Source organism: Alloprevotella tannerae ATCC 51259 (genome assembly GCF_000159995.1).
Lineage (GTDB): Bacteria > Bacteroidota > Bacteroidia > Bacteroidales > Bacteroidaceae > Alloprevotella > Alloprevotella tannerae.
Genome location: NZ_GG700643.1, coordinates 1,038,786 through 1,055,032, shown reverse-complemented (window position 1 = coordinate 1,055,032; position 16,247 = coordinate 1,038,786). Strand labels below are relative to the sequence as shown.

14 protein-coding genes and 1 pseudogene are annotated in these 16,247 nt (G+C 48.5%); 10 read left to right on the top strand and 5 right to left on the bottom strand.

Annotated elements, in window-relative coordinates; translation table 11 throughout:
- Positions 1–348, bottom strand: a pseudogene (locus tag GCWU000325_RS12215) (IS3-like element ISPg5 family transposase); the annotation flags it as partial.
- A 104-nt stretch (positions 349–452) separates the two neighbouring features.
- Positions 453–821: a transposase gene (locus tag GCWU000325_RS11740; protein ID WP_083787946.1), complete on the bottom strand. Its 369-nt coding sequence runs from the start codon at positions 819–821 to the stop codon at positions 453–455.
- A gap of 20 nt (positions 822–841) precedes the next feature.
- On the opposite strand from GCWU000325_RS11740, the gene GCWU000325_RS12585 reads away from it, so the two are divergent.
- The 4 genes from GCWU000325_RS12585 to GCWU000325_RS10360 all read left to right on the top strand — a co-directional run bounded on the left by GCWU000325_RS12585 (position 842) and on the right by GCWU000325_RS10360 (position 6,251).
- The gene (locus GCWU000325_RS12585) at positions 842–1,132 is read left to right on the top strand and encodes a hypothetical protein (RefSeq protein ID WP_050756638.1); all 291 of its coding nucleotides are present in this window, start codon (positions 842–844) and stop codon (positions 1,130–1,132) included.
- Between the two features lie 56 nt (positions 1,133–1,188).
- Positions 1,189–4,686, top strand: coding sequence for a hypothetical protein (locus GCWU000325_RS12210; RefSeq protein ID WP_006256593.1), 3,498 nt, complete (start codon positions 1,189–1,191; stop codon positions 4,684–4,686).
- Positions 4,683–5,915 (top strand): hypothetical protein, encoded by a 1,233-nt coding sequence (locus GCWU000325_RS12635; RefSeq protein WP_006256592.1) that lies wholly within the window; start codon positions 4,683–4,685, stop codon positions 5,913–5,915. The genes GCWU000325_RS12210 and GCWU000325_RS12635 overlap by 4 nt, the downstream gene beginning before the upstream one ends.
- Before the next feature lie 129 nt (positions 5,916–6,044).
- Positions 6,045–6,251 (top strand): hypothetical protein, encoded by a 207-nt coding sequence (locus GCWU000325_RS10360; protein ID WP_006256591.1) that lies wholly within the window; start codon positions 6,045–6,047, stop codon positions 6,249–6,251.
- Between the two features lie 183 nt (positions 6,252–6,434).
- Here the strand turns inward: GCWU000325_RS10360 and mobC are convergent, their stop codons facing one another.
- The 3 genes from mobC to GCWU000325_RS10345 form a co-directional block, all read right to left on the bottom strand.
- Positions 6,435–8,438 carry a conjugal transfer protein MobC gene (mobC, locus tag GCWU000325_RS10355; RefSeq protein WP_006256590.1) on the bottom strand — a complete coding sequence of 668 codons (2,004 nt, stop codon included), beginning with the start codon at positions 8,436–8,438 and terminating at the stop codon, positions 6,435–6,437.
- 94 nt (positions 8,439–8,532) lie between these two features.
- Positions 8,533–9,813 carry a conjugal transfer protein MobB gene (mobB, locus tag GCWU000325_RS10350; protein ID WP_006256589.1) on the bottom strand — a complete coding sequence of 427 codons (1,281 nt, stop codon included), beginning with the start codon at positions 9,811–9,813 and terminating at the stop codon, positions 8,533–8,535.
- Positions 9,810–10,223, bottom strand: a complete 414-nt coding sequence (locus GCWU000325_RS10345) for a plasmid mobilization protein (protein ID WP_006256588.1) — start codon at positions 10,221–10,223, stop codon at positions 9,810–9,812. Before GCWU000325_RS10345 ends, mobB begins: the two co-directional genes overlap by 4 nt.
- A 542-nt stretch (positions 10,224–10,765) precedes the next feature.
- On the opposite strand from GCWU000325_RS10345, the gene GCWU000325_RS10340 reads away from it, so the two are divergent.
- The 6 genes from GCWU000325_RS10340 to GCWU000325_RS10315 all read left to right on the top strand — a co-directional run bounded on the left by GCWU000325_RS10340 (position 10,766) and on the right by GCWU000325_RS10315 (position 16,245).
- Positions 10,766–11,545, top strand: a complete 780-nt coding sequence (locus GCWU000325_RS10340) for a ParA family protein (RefSeq protein ID WP_006256585.1) — start codon at positions 10,766–10,768, stop codon at positions 11,543–11,545.
- A gap of 9 nt (positions 11,546–11,554) precedes the next feature.
- Positions 11,555–12,067 carry a DUF3408 domain-containing protein gene (locus tag GCWU000325_RS10335; RefSeq protein ID WP_006256584.1) on the top strand — a complete coding sequence of 171 codons (513 nt, stop codon included), beginning with the start codon at positions 11,555–11,557 and terminating at the stop codon, positions 12,065–12,067.
- 32 nt (positions 12,068–12,099) lie between these two features.
- Complete coding sequence (locus GCWU000325_RS10330) at positions 12,100–12,915, top strand: hypothetical protein (RefSeq protein WP_040599828.1); 816 nt, start codon at positions 12,100–12,102, stop codon at positions 12,913–12,915.
- 228 nt (positions 12,916–13,143) lie between these two features.
- The gene (locus GCWU000325_RS10325; protein WP_006256582.1) at positions 13,144–13,368 is read left to right on the top strand and encodes a DUF4134 domain-containing protein; all 225 of its coding nucleotides are present in this window, start codon (positions 13,144–13,146) and stop codon (positions 13,366–13,368) included.
- Positions 13,369–13,372: 4 nt separating this feature from the next.
- Positions 13,373–13,708, top strand: a complete 336-nt coding sequence (locus tag GCWU000325_RS10320) for a DUF4133 domain-containing protein (protein ID WP_006256581.1) — start codon at positions 13,373–13,375, stop codon at positions 13,706–13,708.
- Positions 13,705–16,245: a TraG family conjugative transposon ATPase gene (locus GCWU000325_RS10315; RefSeq protein ID WP_006256578.1), complete on the top strand. Its 2,541-nt coding sequence runs from the start codon at positions 13,705–13,707 to the stop codon at positions 16,243–16,245. Before GCWU000325_RS10320 ends, GCWU000325_RS10315 begins: the two co-directional genes overlap by 4 nt.
- Positions 16,246–16,247: the final 2 nt, after the last annotated feature.

Sequence of the window (16,247 nt, the reverse complement as noted above, 5' to 3'; positions counted from 1 at the left end):
GAGATAGGCCCAACCTGAAGAGGTTGCCACGTAGGTGATATCCGTAACGCACAGCTCGCCGAAGCGGGCGGGATGTAGCTTGGGCGTTGTGTTGAGAAGGTCTTCATAGATGTGGTAGTGGTGATTGGAGTTGGTCGTCCTTGGGCGTTTGCGACGGCGAAGGCACAGACCATTGGAGCGGAAGAGCTCATAGCATTGGTCGCGTCCGATGGTAAACTTATCTGCATATTTGCGACGGCATAGCTCGTAAAGGATGCGTATGCCGGCCTTGGGTAAAGAGCTGCGAAGCTCCTGCGCATAGAACACGATGCTGCTGCGCAGGACGTCCAACTCCAAAGAACGATCCACATGGCGATAATATCCTTGTCTGCTTATGCCAAGATAACCGCAGAGTAAACTGACAGGATGACTTACCGGCTCCTGTCTTTCTTTTCCCTGCGACAAGGTCTTGATTACTTGGCAGCGGAGTTTTTTCGTATACGGATGTTGTATTTCTTCTCGGCAAGATCGATCATCGTCTTGTTGGCCAAACCATAAAGTTTTTCAACGGCCAATTCTTTTTCAAGACGTTTGATCTCTTTTTCATGAGCCTTGCGCTCGCGTAATAGCTGCGCTTGGAGTGCTTCGAGTGTATCGGGGATATCTTCTTTTTTCATAAGATATGCTACTGACGAGACGTCGGGTGAGCCATATTCGGTATAAATACGATGGAATGTACTTAAAGGGATACCGTGACGAGAAGAGAACTCATGCAAGGTTAAACCACTTGTTACATACTGATGTAATAACAGTATTTTCTCTGATTCATTGTAATGAGACATAAATTTTTACTCCTTTGTGATTGAGAAAGTGTCAACTTATTCAGTACACTACAAACTGTTGGGTATATATCTTAAGGAATGAAACCGGAGAAATAACCATCGGCTTTTCAGTCGATATGGATGAAAAGTTCACCGAAATCTCCATGCGAAAGGAAAAGCTGTATTATCTCCGTCCGTTTGAAGAACCGTTCGACGGCTTGGCGCACAAGCATCTTTTGGATTCCCTTTCCCAAGATACGATCAACCTTCTCGTACGACGTAATCGGGAACGGACAGAAATATACAAGGAAGTCTTCCGGAAAACGCGATAACTACACTCCCTAAAAAATAACCAAAAGAACATTAATTTTTTAATTTCAAATTCAATATGAAACAACAAAACATCATTCAGAGACTCTGCCTCTTCCTCTTCGTTCTCGTGCTGGCCCTGCCGGCGTTGGCGACAAATTATAATCGTGAGGGCTATGAGACATTCCGCTCACGCAACTTAGGCACGCACAAGAATGTAACAACACTCAAACAAGGGAAGGTGGAAACCACATTCAGTAGTTGCACTACTTCAGGCAGCTCGGGCAATGGTGCCATCTATCAGCCCGCAAAGGGCTCTCGCATCACCGTAAGGGCCGACGACGGCTATGCCATCCGCTGGATCATCCTGCGCGATACCGAGGGTGGCGAAAGCTATAGGCACCCCCAAGGCAAATATCGCATCAGCAGCGTTACCTCGGGCTATAACTATTACTTCGAGAAGGAAGCCGTGTCGAATTCGCATATAAGCGGAGCCAATCAGAATAATCTCAACGACGACGACAACAATATCGTCGTCTACAATTATGATGCCTCGGCAAGAAGTGTCAACATCTACACCCACAACAATTCCCGTTGGGACCAGTTCAAGGTGCGCGACATCATCGTGGGTTATGTCAGGGCACCCAAGGTGAGGTTCGAGAAGGACAGGTACGATATGTACTACACATCGATACCATCAAGTTTTTTTGAACCCGTCCTCAACTTCGATAATCACAACGGCAATGTCGGTTACAAGGTGGACAACCATGATATTGCTACTGTCTACGAGGACGGATTACTAAAGTTCAAGCGCCCTGGAACGGTAGTCCTCACCGCCACTTGCAGTGCCAGTAAGAATTGTGCCAAAGCGCAGTGCAGCACGACGGTCACCACGAAGCGCGACGGGGTAACCTTTACCTCAGAAGGCCTGCCCGACGTGATTTTCAACAATACCCCTTACGACACACGTGACTATCTCCGTAATAGCAAAACAAAGAGCGGCGGGGATTTTGATTATACTGATGGGTCCTTCAGCGTTACCAGCAGCAACAACGCCGTCCTCTGCTACGATGACCGCAGGCTCAAGTTCGGCGGCACGGCAGGCGAGGCGACCATCACCTTCACGCAGAAAGAGACCAATTTCTACGAGGCGACCACCTTCTCGCACACCTTCATTGTGGCGCGTCGGGACCAATACGGCACGATACTCATCAAGGACGCCAACGAATGGAAGGTGTTCTGCAAACTCGTCAACGAAAAGGGCATGACTAATCTCAACGCCCGTCTTGAAGCCGACATCGACCTCGGAGGATACATCGCGATGGTGGGCAACAATTACTCCGGCACGTTCGACGGACAGAACCATACGCTGAAGTTCAACTGGAATGGCGGCTCAGACTCTGAGATAGCCCCCTTCAAGAAAGTGAGCAACGCCACTATCAAGAACCTGCGCACCGAAGGGACAATCAAGTCAAGCAGTTACTATTTGTCAGGATTGGTTGGTGACGCTTATGGCACCGTCAACATTTCCAACTGCGCCAGCAATGTGAACATCACGAGCAGTCATACCGGCGGCAGATGCGATGCGGCGGGCATGATTTCTTATATAGGCGGCAGCAGTGCCAATATCACCATCACTGACTGCCTCGTCGAAGGCAACATCACTGCCATGACGGACGAAGGCAAGAAAAGAATGGGTGGGTTTATATATAACCAGAATGGCTCCTGCACCCTGGCCAACTGCCTCTACGTCGGCACGAACAACGCCACCAGCGGCAACACCTTCGCCTACAACGCCACCATCAAGAACTGCTACTACCTCAACGCCTGCGGCACAGCGCAGGGCGAACAGGTGACCAAGGACCAGCTCAAGAACGGCTACGTGGCTTATAATTTGCAGAACGGCAGAAACAACACCGTCTGGGGACAAGTGCTCGGCACGAACGACGAGCCCCTGCTCACCACCGACGGCGCGAAGCGGGTCCGCAAGGTGGAGTTTACCTACAACAACCGGGTGAAAGCCACGCGCTACGCCACCCACGGCAAGGCCATCTACGGCTCCATGCCCACCTTTACCGCAAAGGACCTCCTTGGCAGCAGCTACAACGAGCACCATTATTACTCCGGAATCGCCTTTGAGGGCGGCTTCAACGGCTCAACCACCGTCAACACCGACCGGACCGTGGCAGTAACCTTCAACAAAAAAGACTACTACGAAATTGCCTCGAAGGAAGACTGGAAGGTGTTCTGCGACATCGTAGGCAGCGGACAGAACGCCGTTGATGCCAAGATGACGGCGGACGTCGATCTCGGCTCGGAAATCAACATGGTGGGAAATGTTTCGAGTAAAGATTACGGCGGCACCTTCGACGGACAGAACCACACGCTCAGGCTCAACTGGGATACCAACACCAACGACATCGCCCCCTTCAGGAGAGTGAAAGACGCAACGATAAAAAACCTGCGCACCGAAGGGACAATCAAATCGAACGGTTACTTCCTGGGAGGACTGATCGACGAGGCCACTGGCGGCAGCAACACCGTCACGAACTGTGCCAGCGCGGTGAACATCACGAGCAGCTATACCAGCGACAGATGCGGGGCTGGAGGCTTGATTTCCTATATATACACCAACACCCAAGTCACCATTAACGACTGCCTCGTCAAGGGCGCAATCAACGGCACCGGTGCAGGCCGGAAAGGCATGGGCGGCTTCGTATATGTGCAGAATGGCGCCTGCACCATGAACAACTGCCTCTACCTCGGCGAGAACAATGCAGACAACAGCGACAACAGGTCTTACACCTTTGCCCCGACCAATACCTCCGGCGCCACCACCACCATCAACAACTGCTATTACCTCAACGCCTGCGGCACAGCACAGGGCACGCCGGTAACCAAGGAGCAGCTCAAGAACGGCGAGGTAGCATATAAGCTGCAGAATGGCAGAAGCGAAAATATCTGGGGGCAGAAGCTCGGCACCGACAAAGAGCCGATGCTCACCGCCGACGCGGCAAAGAAAGTATGCAAGGTGGACTTCGCCTACAAGAACAATGTGCGCGCCACACGCTACGCCAACAGCGGCAAGGCTATCTACGGCAGCCTGCCCACCTTGCAGGAAGCCCTCGGCAACAGCTACAACCCACACCATTACTACACCGGACTGGCCTTTGCCGACGGCTTCTCCGAAACGACCACCATCGACGACGACAAGACGGTAACCGTAAACGTAAACGATAGGGACTGCTACGAAATCGCCTCGAAGGAAGACTGGAGGGCGTTCCGCGACCTCGTGAACGATGGACAGACCGCCGTCGATGCCAAGCTGACGCAGGACGTCGACCTCGGCGAGGAAATCCTGATGCTGGGCTATAGTCTGCCCAACATTTACGAAGGCACGTTCGACGGACAGGGCCACACGCTCTCTTTCAAATGGACTACCACGGAGGACGAAAAAGCCCCCTTCAAGAGTGTGAAGGACGCCACCATCCGCAACCTGCGCATCAAGGGTAGCATCACGCTGACCTTAAAAAACCGGACGACCCAGAGTCGCGCGGTAGTCAGGCGGCAGGATTGATAAATTACGCGTATGGCAACACCACCATTTCGGGCTGCGTCATCGACGTTGACCTTAAGGCGCGCAAATCATTGGCGGGCATACTTCAATGGCCGGACGACACTGCCCATATCACCATTAACGACTGCGTAGTCAAGGGATATTTCCACGCCACGGACAACGAAGAAGGAGGCACAATTAGAACTATATCCGGATTTATAGCTCATAAGCACAGAGATGCCGCCTGCACGCTGAACAACTGCCTCTACCTCGGCACCAACAACACCATCAAACGCAAAAGTAGCTCCACCTTCTGCTCGGAAATGAACGAGGGCACCGGCTTTACGCGCATCAACAACTGCTACTACCTGAACACCTGCGGCAAAGCACAGGGCACACAGATAACCGAGAAGCAGCTCAAGAACGGCGAAGTGGCGAAGATGTTGCAAGCCGGCCGCACCGACCAATGCTACTGGGCGCAGCCGTTGGGCGAGGAGCCGAACCCCTACCGCGAAGCCGGCAAGGCAGAGGTGAACTATGTATATTATAATAAGGAGAACAACGGCTGGGTGTGCGACGACTTCCGCCTCACCGACGACAAGCCGCTGCCCATCGGGCTCGACTTCACCGCCGCCAACGTTACCTACGAGCGCAAATTCAATGGCACGCAGAATGCCACGCTGTGTCTGCCTTACGACTTGTATGCTCAGGGCTTCAAGGCCTACACCCTCTCGGGCGGCAACAAAAACGAAGTCCATTTCAAGGAAGTGGACGACAATCTCACGGCATACACACCGTATTACATCACGGCTAACGGTATGCCACAGCTCGGCGGCAGAAACATCGAGGTGAAAGCCTACAAGGCCGACAAGATGACGACCCCCGCCGCAGGTTACAAATTCACGGGTACGGTAGCCGGCGTGAGCAACGCCACCGCTGCCGCTGCCAACGCCTACATTCTGCAGGACGATGGCAAGTTCCACAAGGTAACGACGGACTATTCCGCTGCCACCATTCCTGCCTACCGTGCCTACATCATCTGTCCACCGCAGGCGTCAGGTGCCAAGCAGCTCTCTGTCGTCCTCGACGGCGAGACCACCGGCATCGGTGGTGTGACGAACGGCAGAGCCGACGGTCCGGTGTATGACCTGCAAGGCCGCCGCGTGGCCGACCGCCTCGACGATGCCGCATGCCACCGGTTGCCCGCCGGCGTTTACATCGTAGGCGGACGCAAGGTGGTAGTGAAATAAAAAAGATGTCTCTCTCATCGGGGGTGCGGCACGCCGCAGGGGCGTGATTCATCGCGTTCCGAATCCCACGGAAACGGGCGGTGCGCTCCCCCCCCCGATGATTTAAAACAAACAGTTAATTAATAAAAAATGAGCAATTACATCAAACCGGGAATCAAAGTGGTACCCATCACATTAGAAAACTCTATCCTCGCCGGTTCCACCAGCGTGGGCATCGGCGAAGGTCCCGCCACGGGGCCTGCACTCTCGAAAGGCAACAACTTCTTTGACGGCGAGGAGGACGACGATGACTATGACGCCCCGAGCCGCCGCCCGTCATCGCTGTGGGATGATTAAATCCATTTTCTTCGGGAGGTGCGCAACAGGTGCCGCACTCCCGATGATAAAAAAAATGACGTACATATACAGTCCGATAGATATTCTCTCGAATATTAATCTTTAGCCTCCTAATGGTAAGGTATCTATTCTCGGATACCTTTGCAAGAAACAGATGCTCGGAGACATCGGTTGGTAAATGGTCTACTCCTTGTTTAAGTGGGCAAGAGTCGGATCCGCTTTAATGCGTTCCTTCTCCAATTCCACAAGTGAGAGAATCTCTTGTTTGATGCGTTTATAGTTGGCTTCGATAGTCTCTTTGAGATTGTCGAAGCCATCTTCGTTTGTAAAGTCTGCGATTATAGGGATTGGTTGATAGGCTTTCATCTCGGCGGAGATTTTGGCACTATCCACGACTATCTCCGCATGGAAAATCTTTTGGTCAATACGTTCGTCAAAATTGTCAGACACTGCCCCCACGAACATACCTTGCGTGAGGTTGGAAATCTTGCTTGCCGGGATAAGACTGTCCATTTGAGTGGAGATTGATGTTGATTTGTCGTTACGGTTGATGGTCATGGACTGCCGCTGCTGGAGTACCTTTCCGAAACGCTCGGAAAGCGTCTTAGCAGTTTCGCCTACGACCTGACCACTAAATACATTACCTACCGTGTTCTGGATTACCTTGCTCTCCTTGTCGCCATAGTCACGGGTGAGCTGTGAAAAGTCCTGAAAGCCCAAGCATACAGCCACCTTGTTGCTTCGGGCAGTGGCAATGAGATTATCCAAGCCTCGGAAATAGATAGTCGGCAACTCGTCGATAATCACGGAGGATTTGAGTTGCTTCTTCTTATTGATGAGTTTCACGATACGGCTGTTATACAGACCGAGGGCTGCCGAGTAGATATTCTGACGGTCGGGATTATTGCCCACTACAAGTACTTTGGGCTCGTTGGGATTGTTGATGTCAAGAGAAAAATCATCGCCCGTCATCACCCAATAGAGTGCTGGTGAAATCATGCGTGAAAGCGGTATCTTGGCACTGGCAATCTGTCCTTGTAACTGGTCTTGTACTCCGCCCTCCCAAGCATCCATAAAGGGCGAAAGATAGTTGGCAAGTTCATCGTAGGAAGTGAGTATCGGGAATATCTGAGCATAGGGGCGGTTCAAAAACTCAATGGCATGAGGAAAGGTGCAATACTTTCCGTTCTCATAGATTTTCAGGAACCAAATGATAGCAGCCAGCAAGATAATCGGAGACTCGACGAAGGAATCTCCCTGTTTCTGAATCCACGAGCGGTTAAGGTTGAGCATAATCGTGTAGGCACTCTCGTAGGCATCTGATATGTCCGTCATAAAGGCGGGATTGATGGGATTGCATCGGTGAGACCTACGTGGGTCGTCAAAGTTGATGACATAGAACTGCGGTTTCACCTTGTAGGCCTTCAAATGATGAAGCAGATGATTGTAGGCTATCTCCGACAAATCGGGGAACTTATAGTCGTAGATATACATCGCAAAGCCTTTCTCTATCTGCTGCTTGATATAATTGTTTACGATGGCATACGACTTACCCGAACCGGGCGTACCCAGCACCATCGAGGCACGGAAAGGATTGACCACATTGATCCAGCCCTTGTTCCACTTCTTCTTATAGTAGAAGCGTGTAGGGAGATTGACGGAATACTCATTCTCCATCAACCGTGTTTCCTGCATGAAACTCTCGTTCTCCGTGTTGAAAACATCGTCCATCAAGTTGTTTTTGAGCAGTCGGCTCATCCACACACCACCCATCAACAGGCATATATAGCCCACAGACAGTGTGAAGATATAGAGCGTAGCTGCTCCGACTTTTCCAATGGGCAATGCCAGCAGCCACCAGTTGAGAAAGAAAAAGACGAAGCCGAAGAAAAGCACCGTCCAAATCTTTGGCCACGTGATTTTCTCTTCTTTCACGCCTTTTGTACCCAAACATGACAAAGCAAGGAACACCACACAAAAGAGTTTTGTCCAAAGGATGGACGAAAACAAGTTCGTAGTGCGCTGAAAGTTCATCAGTATCTTGTTGATGATACCGAGCGTGAAGTGCCACTCGTAAAACGCCTCGTAGCAGAACCAATAACAGTTAATCAGGAGGAATATCACCGATATACCCCGCATAAAGTCCATGACCTTACCTAATGCCCTTAAATCATCTTCCTGTGCCATAATAATATTATTTTGTAGCCTCCCCCAACCCCTCCGAACCAACGGTCTCTGACCAAAGGGAAGAAAGGGAGGGGAGATAGAAATGCTCGTTTATTTAATGTTTTCTTCGTCTAAGTTTTACCTTACTTTGTCTGCGGAGTTTACGCTGCCATGCCGCTTCCTTCCAATCATCGTTGCCCGTAGTTCCGAATGATTCACCCACCATATCCTCGATAAGTTCATCGACAAGGTTGTCGCTTTCTTCTGTATTTTGTTGCAAAGTTTGAACGGTTGCCGATTGTTCCAAGCGGACAGACGGACTGCCATACAACGTTTCGTCCAAGAATGGGTTGTACGTTGAATTGGAGAAATACGCATTGAATATGTTGGCAGCATACCCCTTGCCCAATCGTGAGCCGTTGAGCGCAATGCCCACTTCATCATCAATGAAAGTAATGCCATAGATGCGTCCGCTTTCGTTCTTTCGGATTACCACACGCAAGCCTTGTTCCTCCAACCTTTGTCGCAGTTCTTCCTCCGTCCGGGGAGAAGTACGCATAGTCTGTAATACCTTGTCCCTTATAGCCGGCACCAACGGCTTGACGGCTAGCTTCGATTTCTGCATCCTGTTCTGCACAGCAGTATAGCCCACACCACGACCGATGTCCGATGCGTTGATGGGTGTACTTATTTTGCCTCCCTTATCATCGGTCGGAACATAGACCAGCCCATCATATTTCTTCCCACGAAACTCCGTCTTCACTTCTTCCACGGCAAGGTTATATTTACTCAGGATGGCATTCAGTTCGCCCAAGGAACAGAAACAATAATGCTTCAGCACCATGCGGACAACATTTGCCACCTGTTCCTTGATCTTCCCTTTGTTGGTGTCTATCTTGGGCGTTTCTTTCATCGCCTTGTCAGTAACCTTTGAACTTGGAATGAGATTATACTTTCTCTCCAAAGCATCTGTAATCTGTTTACTCCTTCGTTTCTCGAAGCGGTCGTTGAGCTTTCGCCCCTCACTGTCCACCCGAAGCGACACGATGTGTATATGTTCACGGGCAATGTCATTATGCTTAAAGACGATATAGGGTTGCTTGCCATAGCCAAGTGCCTCCATATACTCCTTCGCAATTTTAACAAGGGTCTCATCGGATAACTTTTCATCTGGGTGAGGATTGAGGGAACAGTGAAAGACCGTTTTCTTTGTTCGGCATTTCTTCGGTATCAATGCCTCCATATCGGCAAACACTTCCTCTATCGTATAACTACCTTCCTTGTCTTGATACAACTCAGCAGCAAGAAGAATGCTCGCTTCCCCTTTCTCCACTTTTTTGAAGTTATACCCAAGTGCCCCTCCAAGGTTTTCCGTGGATGAAATCTTCGCAATCATTTTTTGCGGTAATCTATGGTAAGACTGATAGCCTGCTCCTGTAAGGTGATAATTTGAGCCGGCAAATTTTCTATTTTTTCAAGCATAATCTGTGCGGTCTTCACGCTGTGATAGCTGTTGATGGCACGCACAGTTTGGTTATACAGCACGCCGATCTTATGGATTTGTGCCGTCAATTCCGAGAGCTTTCGGTAGTATTCCACGGCGGATTTATCTACAGTAATCACCTTGAAACTCTCTCCAAGGATACGACCACGCACAAAATCTGACTTTGTTTCTGCACCCGAACGCTGAAACAAATCTATCGCCCTTTGCTGGTCTTTGGGATTGGGTAGCCGTACATGCCAGTTGTCCCAACGGGGTTTTTCTGCGGTTTTTCGTTCTGAACCGTGTTCCGTGTCCTTATTCATAATCCCTTCTGTTTTTTAATTACGACTTTGGAGTAATTCATCTCTCCTTCAGGGCAAGGGCCTTTGTGGTACAAACGGCGGTTTGTGTTACAAAGACACACCTTGCCAATATCAAGAGTTGATGCAATAGAAGCATCCACCTGTAAGGGTGTCTGCTTCGAAGAGTATACCTCCATATCTTCTATCTGGCTGCAACGTTACGGTAGATTTTCAAAAATCTTATTATCAATGATATTCACTCTTTTTCCTTGCATTTCCTTGTACTTCTATCGCATAGAAATATCTATCGAAAAAGCTTTTATTTTGCAGACAAAACGAATAGAATATCGTTCGATAGAACTATTTAAAGAACGATATGACGAACTCTATTTCAATAGTTCAATATATCGTCAGATAGAACTATCGAGATTTCGACAAATCGACAAATAAAACGATAGATAATTCGGTATTTCGACAGATAAAAGAATTAATAATTTGCTGTGACGATTATTCTAACGAACTACCACTCAAATTATAGTTCAAACGATAAAAATATCTATAGTATGGAACAGATACAAACATCGCCCATATTTCTGGGCTTTTCCTCTCAAAAGGGAGGTGTTGGCAAAAGTACTTTGGCTGAGATTATCAGCAGCATTCTTTACTACGAAAGAAATATCCATCTTTTTGTGGTAGACTGTGACTTGTCTCAGGACTCATTCTATAAACTCCGTGAAAGGGAAAAGGCTTGCGTTGAAAGTGATCCACAGCTTTCCAAGCAGATGAAGCAACATTTCTCCTCTTTGAAGCGTACAGCCTATCGCATTCTCAAGGCAGACCCTAAGGAGGCAATAGAAAAAGCTAACGAATATATCCGTAAACATCCGTCTGAGATGTTTGATTTAGTTATCTTCGACTTTCCTGGTCATGCTGGTACAAGTGACCTTTTGCAGCTATCGCTGGAGATGGACTATATCCTTTCACCTTTAGAGCCTGATGTTCAGTCAATGGTTGCCTGTCTTACCTATATCAAAGCGGTAAACGACTTGGGTGTATCCATGTCAAGTGTCCGTATCAAGGAAGTCATTCTCCTATGGAATAAGGTTGACCGAAGAGTAAAGAACACGCTCATAGAATACTATAGTAGGTATATCAAGAACGAAGATTACACGCTACTTAATCAGCATGTCTATACCACTCACCGCTTCAGCCATGAACTGGAGCAATACGGATTCCGTGGAGTATTCCGTTCCACTTACCTCCCTCCCAATAAGGCTTTACGAATCGGGACCGGCATTGATGAGCTGACAGAGGAATTACTTACCCATATTCAACTTAAATAAGACAGCACTATGGCAAGGATACAGGAACAACGGCAGAGATTGGAAGCCAAGCTTAAGGAAATGGCAGAAGATGGGGTGATGAAGACACCACCCAAGGAAACAGTGTCTTTTGACCCACCTGATGAGGAAGATGAAGAGGAAGTGAAGACAGAGGTCAGTACCAATCAAAAGGAAAAACAACATCTGGTAAAGGAACTTATGTCTACCTCGGACGATAAGCAGGACAAGACCTTGTGTAAAAGCCACGAGAGAGGAAATGAGAGAAGTGCGGAAACACCTCGGACTTCTTTAGAGGACTACCGAATACGCTATTTACAGTCAATCCGCCTTCGGGAGCGAACCAATTTTACAATGAGTGCTAATACACTCCAAGTGCTGAGAAACATTTTGCAGGACTTGGGAGAGCGGGTATCGATGGCTTCCTATATTGACAATATTCTCCGTGAACACCTTAAAGAACATAAGGAACTACTCAATAATGCCACTGCAAAGCATCGCCGCAAGGTGGCAATAGATTTTTGAACATAGAATAAATGACAAACAACATCACCATTATGCAAACAATTCTATTCGACATACTCCTGATTCTGACAGTGGTATGGTTACTCGTAGGAATACTCTTTCTTTGGCAACAGTTACACATTGTGCGCCAAAGAATAGAAGAAGAAAGTGAAAAGAAAAACAAGCAGAAACAAAAGCAGAGTACTTCTTCTGTTACGCAAGACCAGGTTGAGCAGGCACGGCAAGTGCTTGTCGGTAAAAGTAAGTCATATAGGGAACGCTATGACGAAATCTCAAAAGAGATTACGACAAATTCTCAAAAAATCCCTGATATTCCCGATACTTCATCAAAAGAAAAACCAGCTGATAATCCTAATACCTTTGCAGGGAAAAACTCATCTGTGTCCGAAGAGACAAAAGAAGCGAAAGGTACAGAAGAGGACAATGAAATGCAGGTTGACTATACAATGGACGAATCTGACGAAGACACTATTATCCGTGAGGAACTGCAGATTGCAGACGATTCTTTACCAGAAGTCTCGCCGTCCACTATTCTTACAAGGGACTTGTCTCGCATAAACGGCTGGCACAGCAATGACGATGCACTTGATGAGAAAAACGAAGCAGAGGTGCAGGATACGCTGCAAAGCATACAGGGCACACAGCTCATGGACTATATCAAGGAGGCAACACTTAAACAGGAGAAAGACCATCAAAAGCTCCTTGCTGCCATTCGCAAGGTGGAAGAAGCGGAATTAGAGGAAAATAATATTAGCTCTTCTTCTGACTTTGAAACGAACTCAAATGTAGAGAGCAGCGACAGCGATGTTTCGGAAGATGACGAGCGTCCACTGTCATACTATCTGTAAGACTATTGTTTTTGTTCATATTGTACAGTGTTCGAGGGGTGGCTCAAAAGTAAAACAATCAACCAATATCAGTCATACAATAAAACCGAGTCACCCCTTACCACCTCTATCCAAAAGAAAATAATTCATTTAACAACTTAAAATAAAAAGAACAATGAACAACAAAAAGAAAATCACAATGCACTCCTGACAGCTACCGCCATAGGAGCATACGCACAGGGCAACGGCATGGCGGGTATCAATGAAGCCACAAAGATGGTAACAAGCTATTTTGATCCAGGCACAAAGCTTATCTATGCCATCGGAGCCGTAGTAGGTCTGATTGGAGGAATAAAAGTCTATAACAAGTTCTCAAGTGGCGACCCCGATACGAGCAAGACCGCAGCCTCTTGGTTCGGTGCGTGTATCTTCCTCATTGTGGCAGCCACTATCCTGAGAAGTTTCTTCCTGTAAGGCGATGGCATCATTTGAAATCAACAAAGGTGTAGGCCGGACGGTAGAGTTCAAAGGCTTGAAGGCACAGTACCTCTTCCTCTTTGCAGGAGGCTTGCTAGCAGTCTTCATTCTCGTGGTCATTCTCTATCTCTGCGGAGTCAGCCAAGTTACCTGTCTGGTCATAGGTGTAGTGGGTGCCACCATAGTGGTGTGGCAAACGTTCACCATGAATAGAAAGTACGGGCAATATGGGCTGATGAAGAAAGGAGCAGTGCGTATGCACCCACGCTACCTTGTGAACCGCCATACGGTCTGTCACCTTATCCGTAACCTTCAACCAAAGAAAGCGAAAAAATGAGACGTACTGTTGAGGTCTTTGACCGAAAAAACAATAGCAAGATAACGACCCTTGAATCAAAGTTCCCGCTGCTCTCCGTAGAGCAGGGCTGCATGGTGAGCAAGGATGCAGATATCACGGTCGCATTCCGTGTGGAACTACCCGAACTCTTTACCGTCACCTCCGCCGAATACGAGGCGATGCACTCGGCTTGGCACAAGGCTATAAAAGTGCTACCCAATTACAGCATCGTACACAAGCAGGACTGGTTCATTAAGGAGGACTATCAAGGAAAACTCTCCGATGGCGGACTGAGCTTCCTTGCCCGTGCATCTGAACGGCACTTCAACGAACGTCCCTATCTCCACCACTCAGTCTATCTCTTCCTTACCAAGACGAACAAGCAGCGTATGGCACAGCAGAGCAACTTCTCTTCGCTCTGCCGTGGACACCTGCTGCCCAAGGAAATCACCAACAAGGATGAGGTGATGAAGTTCATGGAAGCCGTAGACCAGTTCGAACGCATCATCAACGATACCGAGCAGATAAGGATTGTCCGCATGACTGAAGACGAGTTAGTTGGCACAAATGAAAAGGGCGGACTACTCGACAGATATTTCTCTCTATCTGAAGAAGGGCATGCGTCTTTGGAAGATATCCGTCTGGGCGCAGACCTTGTGCGTGTGGGCGACAATCGCCTGTGCCTGCATACGCTTTCCGATACGGATGACCTGCCGACAACGGTCAGCACGGACAGCCGATATGAGCGACTGTCCACCGACCGCTCGGATTGCAGGTTGTCCTTTGCCTCGCCAGTAGGGTTGATGCTACCCTGCAACCATATCTATAACCAGTACCTCTTCATCGAGGACAGCGATGCCAACTTGGAACGATTCGAGAAGCAGGCAAGAAACATGCACTCGCTGGCACGCTACAGCCGTAGCAACCAAATCAACGAGGAGTGGATACAGGAGTATCTCAACATTGCCCACTCACAGGGGCTGACATCTATCCGTGCCCACTTTAACGTGCTGGCATGGAGCAGCGATAAGGAAGAACTTCGCCAGATCAAGAATGACGTGGGCTCTGCACTTGCTCTTATGGAATGCCACCCACGCCACAATACCATTGATGCGGCAACGCTCTACTGGGCGGGCATACCCGGCAATGCCGCAGACTTTCCGGCAGAAGAGTCGTTCTATACTTTCATCGAGCCTGCCCTCTGCTTCTTTACGGCAGAGACGAACTACAAGGATTCGCTCTCTCCCTTTGGTATCAAGATGGCAGACCGCCTTTCGGGAAAACCTGTTCATCTGGACATCTCGGATTTGCCGATGAAAAAGGGAGTCATCACTAACCGCAACAAGTTCATCTTGGGTCCTTCGGGCAGTGGTAAGTCTTTTTTCACCAACCACATGGTGCGCCAGTATTACGAGCAGGGAGCACACGTCCTCTTGGTTGATACGGGTAACTCATATCAAGGCTTGTGTGAACTTATCCACCGCAAGACCAAGGATGAGGACGGCGTATATTTCACCTATACCAATGAAAGTCCGATTTCCTTCAACCCTTTCTACACGGATGATTACTTCTTCGATGTAGAGAAAAGGGAGAGTATCTGCACGCTGCTGCTCACGCTATGGAAGAGTGCCGACGAACATATCACTAAGACCGAGGCAGGCGAACTTGGTTCTGCCGTCAACGCCTATATCGAGCTTATATGTGCTGACCACAGCGTTACGCCCTGTTTTAATACCTTCTATGAGTATCTGCGGGACGTGTACCGAAAGGATATGGAAAAGCGTGACATCAAAGTGACGCTCTCGGACTTCAACATCAATAACCTCCTTACGACATTGAAGCAATACTACAAAGGCGGTCGTTACGACTTCCTTTTGAACTCGGACAAGAATATCGACCTGCTCTCTAAACGCTTTATCGTCTTTGAAATTGACCAAGTGAAGGACAATAAAGACCTCTTTCCAGTGGTAACGATTATCATTATGGAAGCCTTCATCAACAAGATGCGCCGATTAAAGGGTATCCGCAAGATGATACTCATTGAGGAAGCGTGGAAGGCGATTGCTTCGGCAAACATGGCAGACTACATCAAGTATTTGTATAAGACGGTGAGAAAGTATTTCGGAGAAGCCATTGTCGTAACGCAGGAGGTGGACGACATCATCCAGTCGCCCATAGTCAAGGAAAGTATTATTAATAACTCCGACTGCAAGATACTGCTCGACCAGCGCAAGTACATGACCAAATTCGACGGCATACAGGCAATGCTCGGTCTTTCGGAAAAGGAAAAAAGCCAGATTCTCTCTATCAATCAGAACAACGACCCGAACCGACTCTACAAGGAAGTGTGGATAGGTCTGGGCGGTATGCAGAGTGCAGTCTATGCTACGGAAGTGAGCATGGAGGAATACCTGACCTACACCACGGAGGAAACCGAGAAGGTGGAGGTGATGAACAGGGCAGCACAGCTTGGTGGAGATATAGAAACGGCAATCCGTCAGCTTGCCATAGAGAAAAGAAACAATAAAAAGAAATAAGT

Bases quoted from the DNA above. Each gene is read 5' to 3' on its own strand.
- GCWU000325_RS11740 (WP_083787946.1), bottom strand. From the start codon at position 821: ATGTCTCATTACAATGAATCAGAGAAAATACTGTTATTACATCAGTAT.
- GCWU000325_RS12210 (WP_006256593.1), top strand. From the start codon at position 1,189: ATGAAACAACAAAACATCATTCAGAGACTCTGCCTCTTCCTCTTCGTT.
- GCWU000325_RS10360 (WP_006256591.1), top strand. From the start codon at position 6,045: ATGAGCAATTACATCAAACCGGGAATCAAAGTGGTACCCATCACATTA.
- mobC (WP_006256590.1), bottom strand. From the start codon at position 8,438: ATGGCACAGGAAGATGATTTAAGGGCATTAGGTAAGGTCATGGACTTT.
- mobB (WP_006256589.1), bottom strand. From the start codon at position 9,813: ATGATTGCGAAGATTTCATCCACGGAAAACCTTGGAGGGGCACTTGGG.
- GCWU000325_RS10345 (WP_006256588.1), bottom strand. From the start codon at position 10,223: ATGAATAAGGACACGGAACACGGTTCAGAACGAAAAACCGCAGAAAAA.
- GCWU000325_RS10340 (WP_006256585.1), top strand. From the start codon at position 10,766: ATGGAACAGATACAAACATCGCCCATATTTCTGGGCTTTTCCTCTCAA.
- GCWU000325_RS10335 (WP_006256584.1), top strand. From the start codon at position 11,555: ATGGCAAGGATACAGGAACAACGGCAGAGATTGGAAGCCAAGCTTAAG.
- GCWU000325_RS10330 (WP_040599828.1), top strand. From the start codon at position 12,100: ATGCAAACAATTCTATTCGACATACTCCTGATTCTGACAGTGGTATGG.
- GCWU000325_RS10325 (WP_006256582.1), top strand. From the start codon at position 13,144: ATGGCGGGTATCAATGAAGCCACAAAGATGGTAACAAGCTATTTTGAT.
- GCWU000325_RS10320 (WP_006256581.1), top strand. From the start codon at position 13,373: ATGGCATCATTTGAAATCAACAAAGGTGTAGGCCGGACGGTAGAGTTC.
- GCWU000325_RS10315 (WP_006256578.1), top strand. From the start codon at position 13,705: ATGAGACGTACTGTTGAGGTCTTTGACCGAAAAAACAATAGCAAGATA.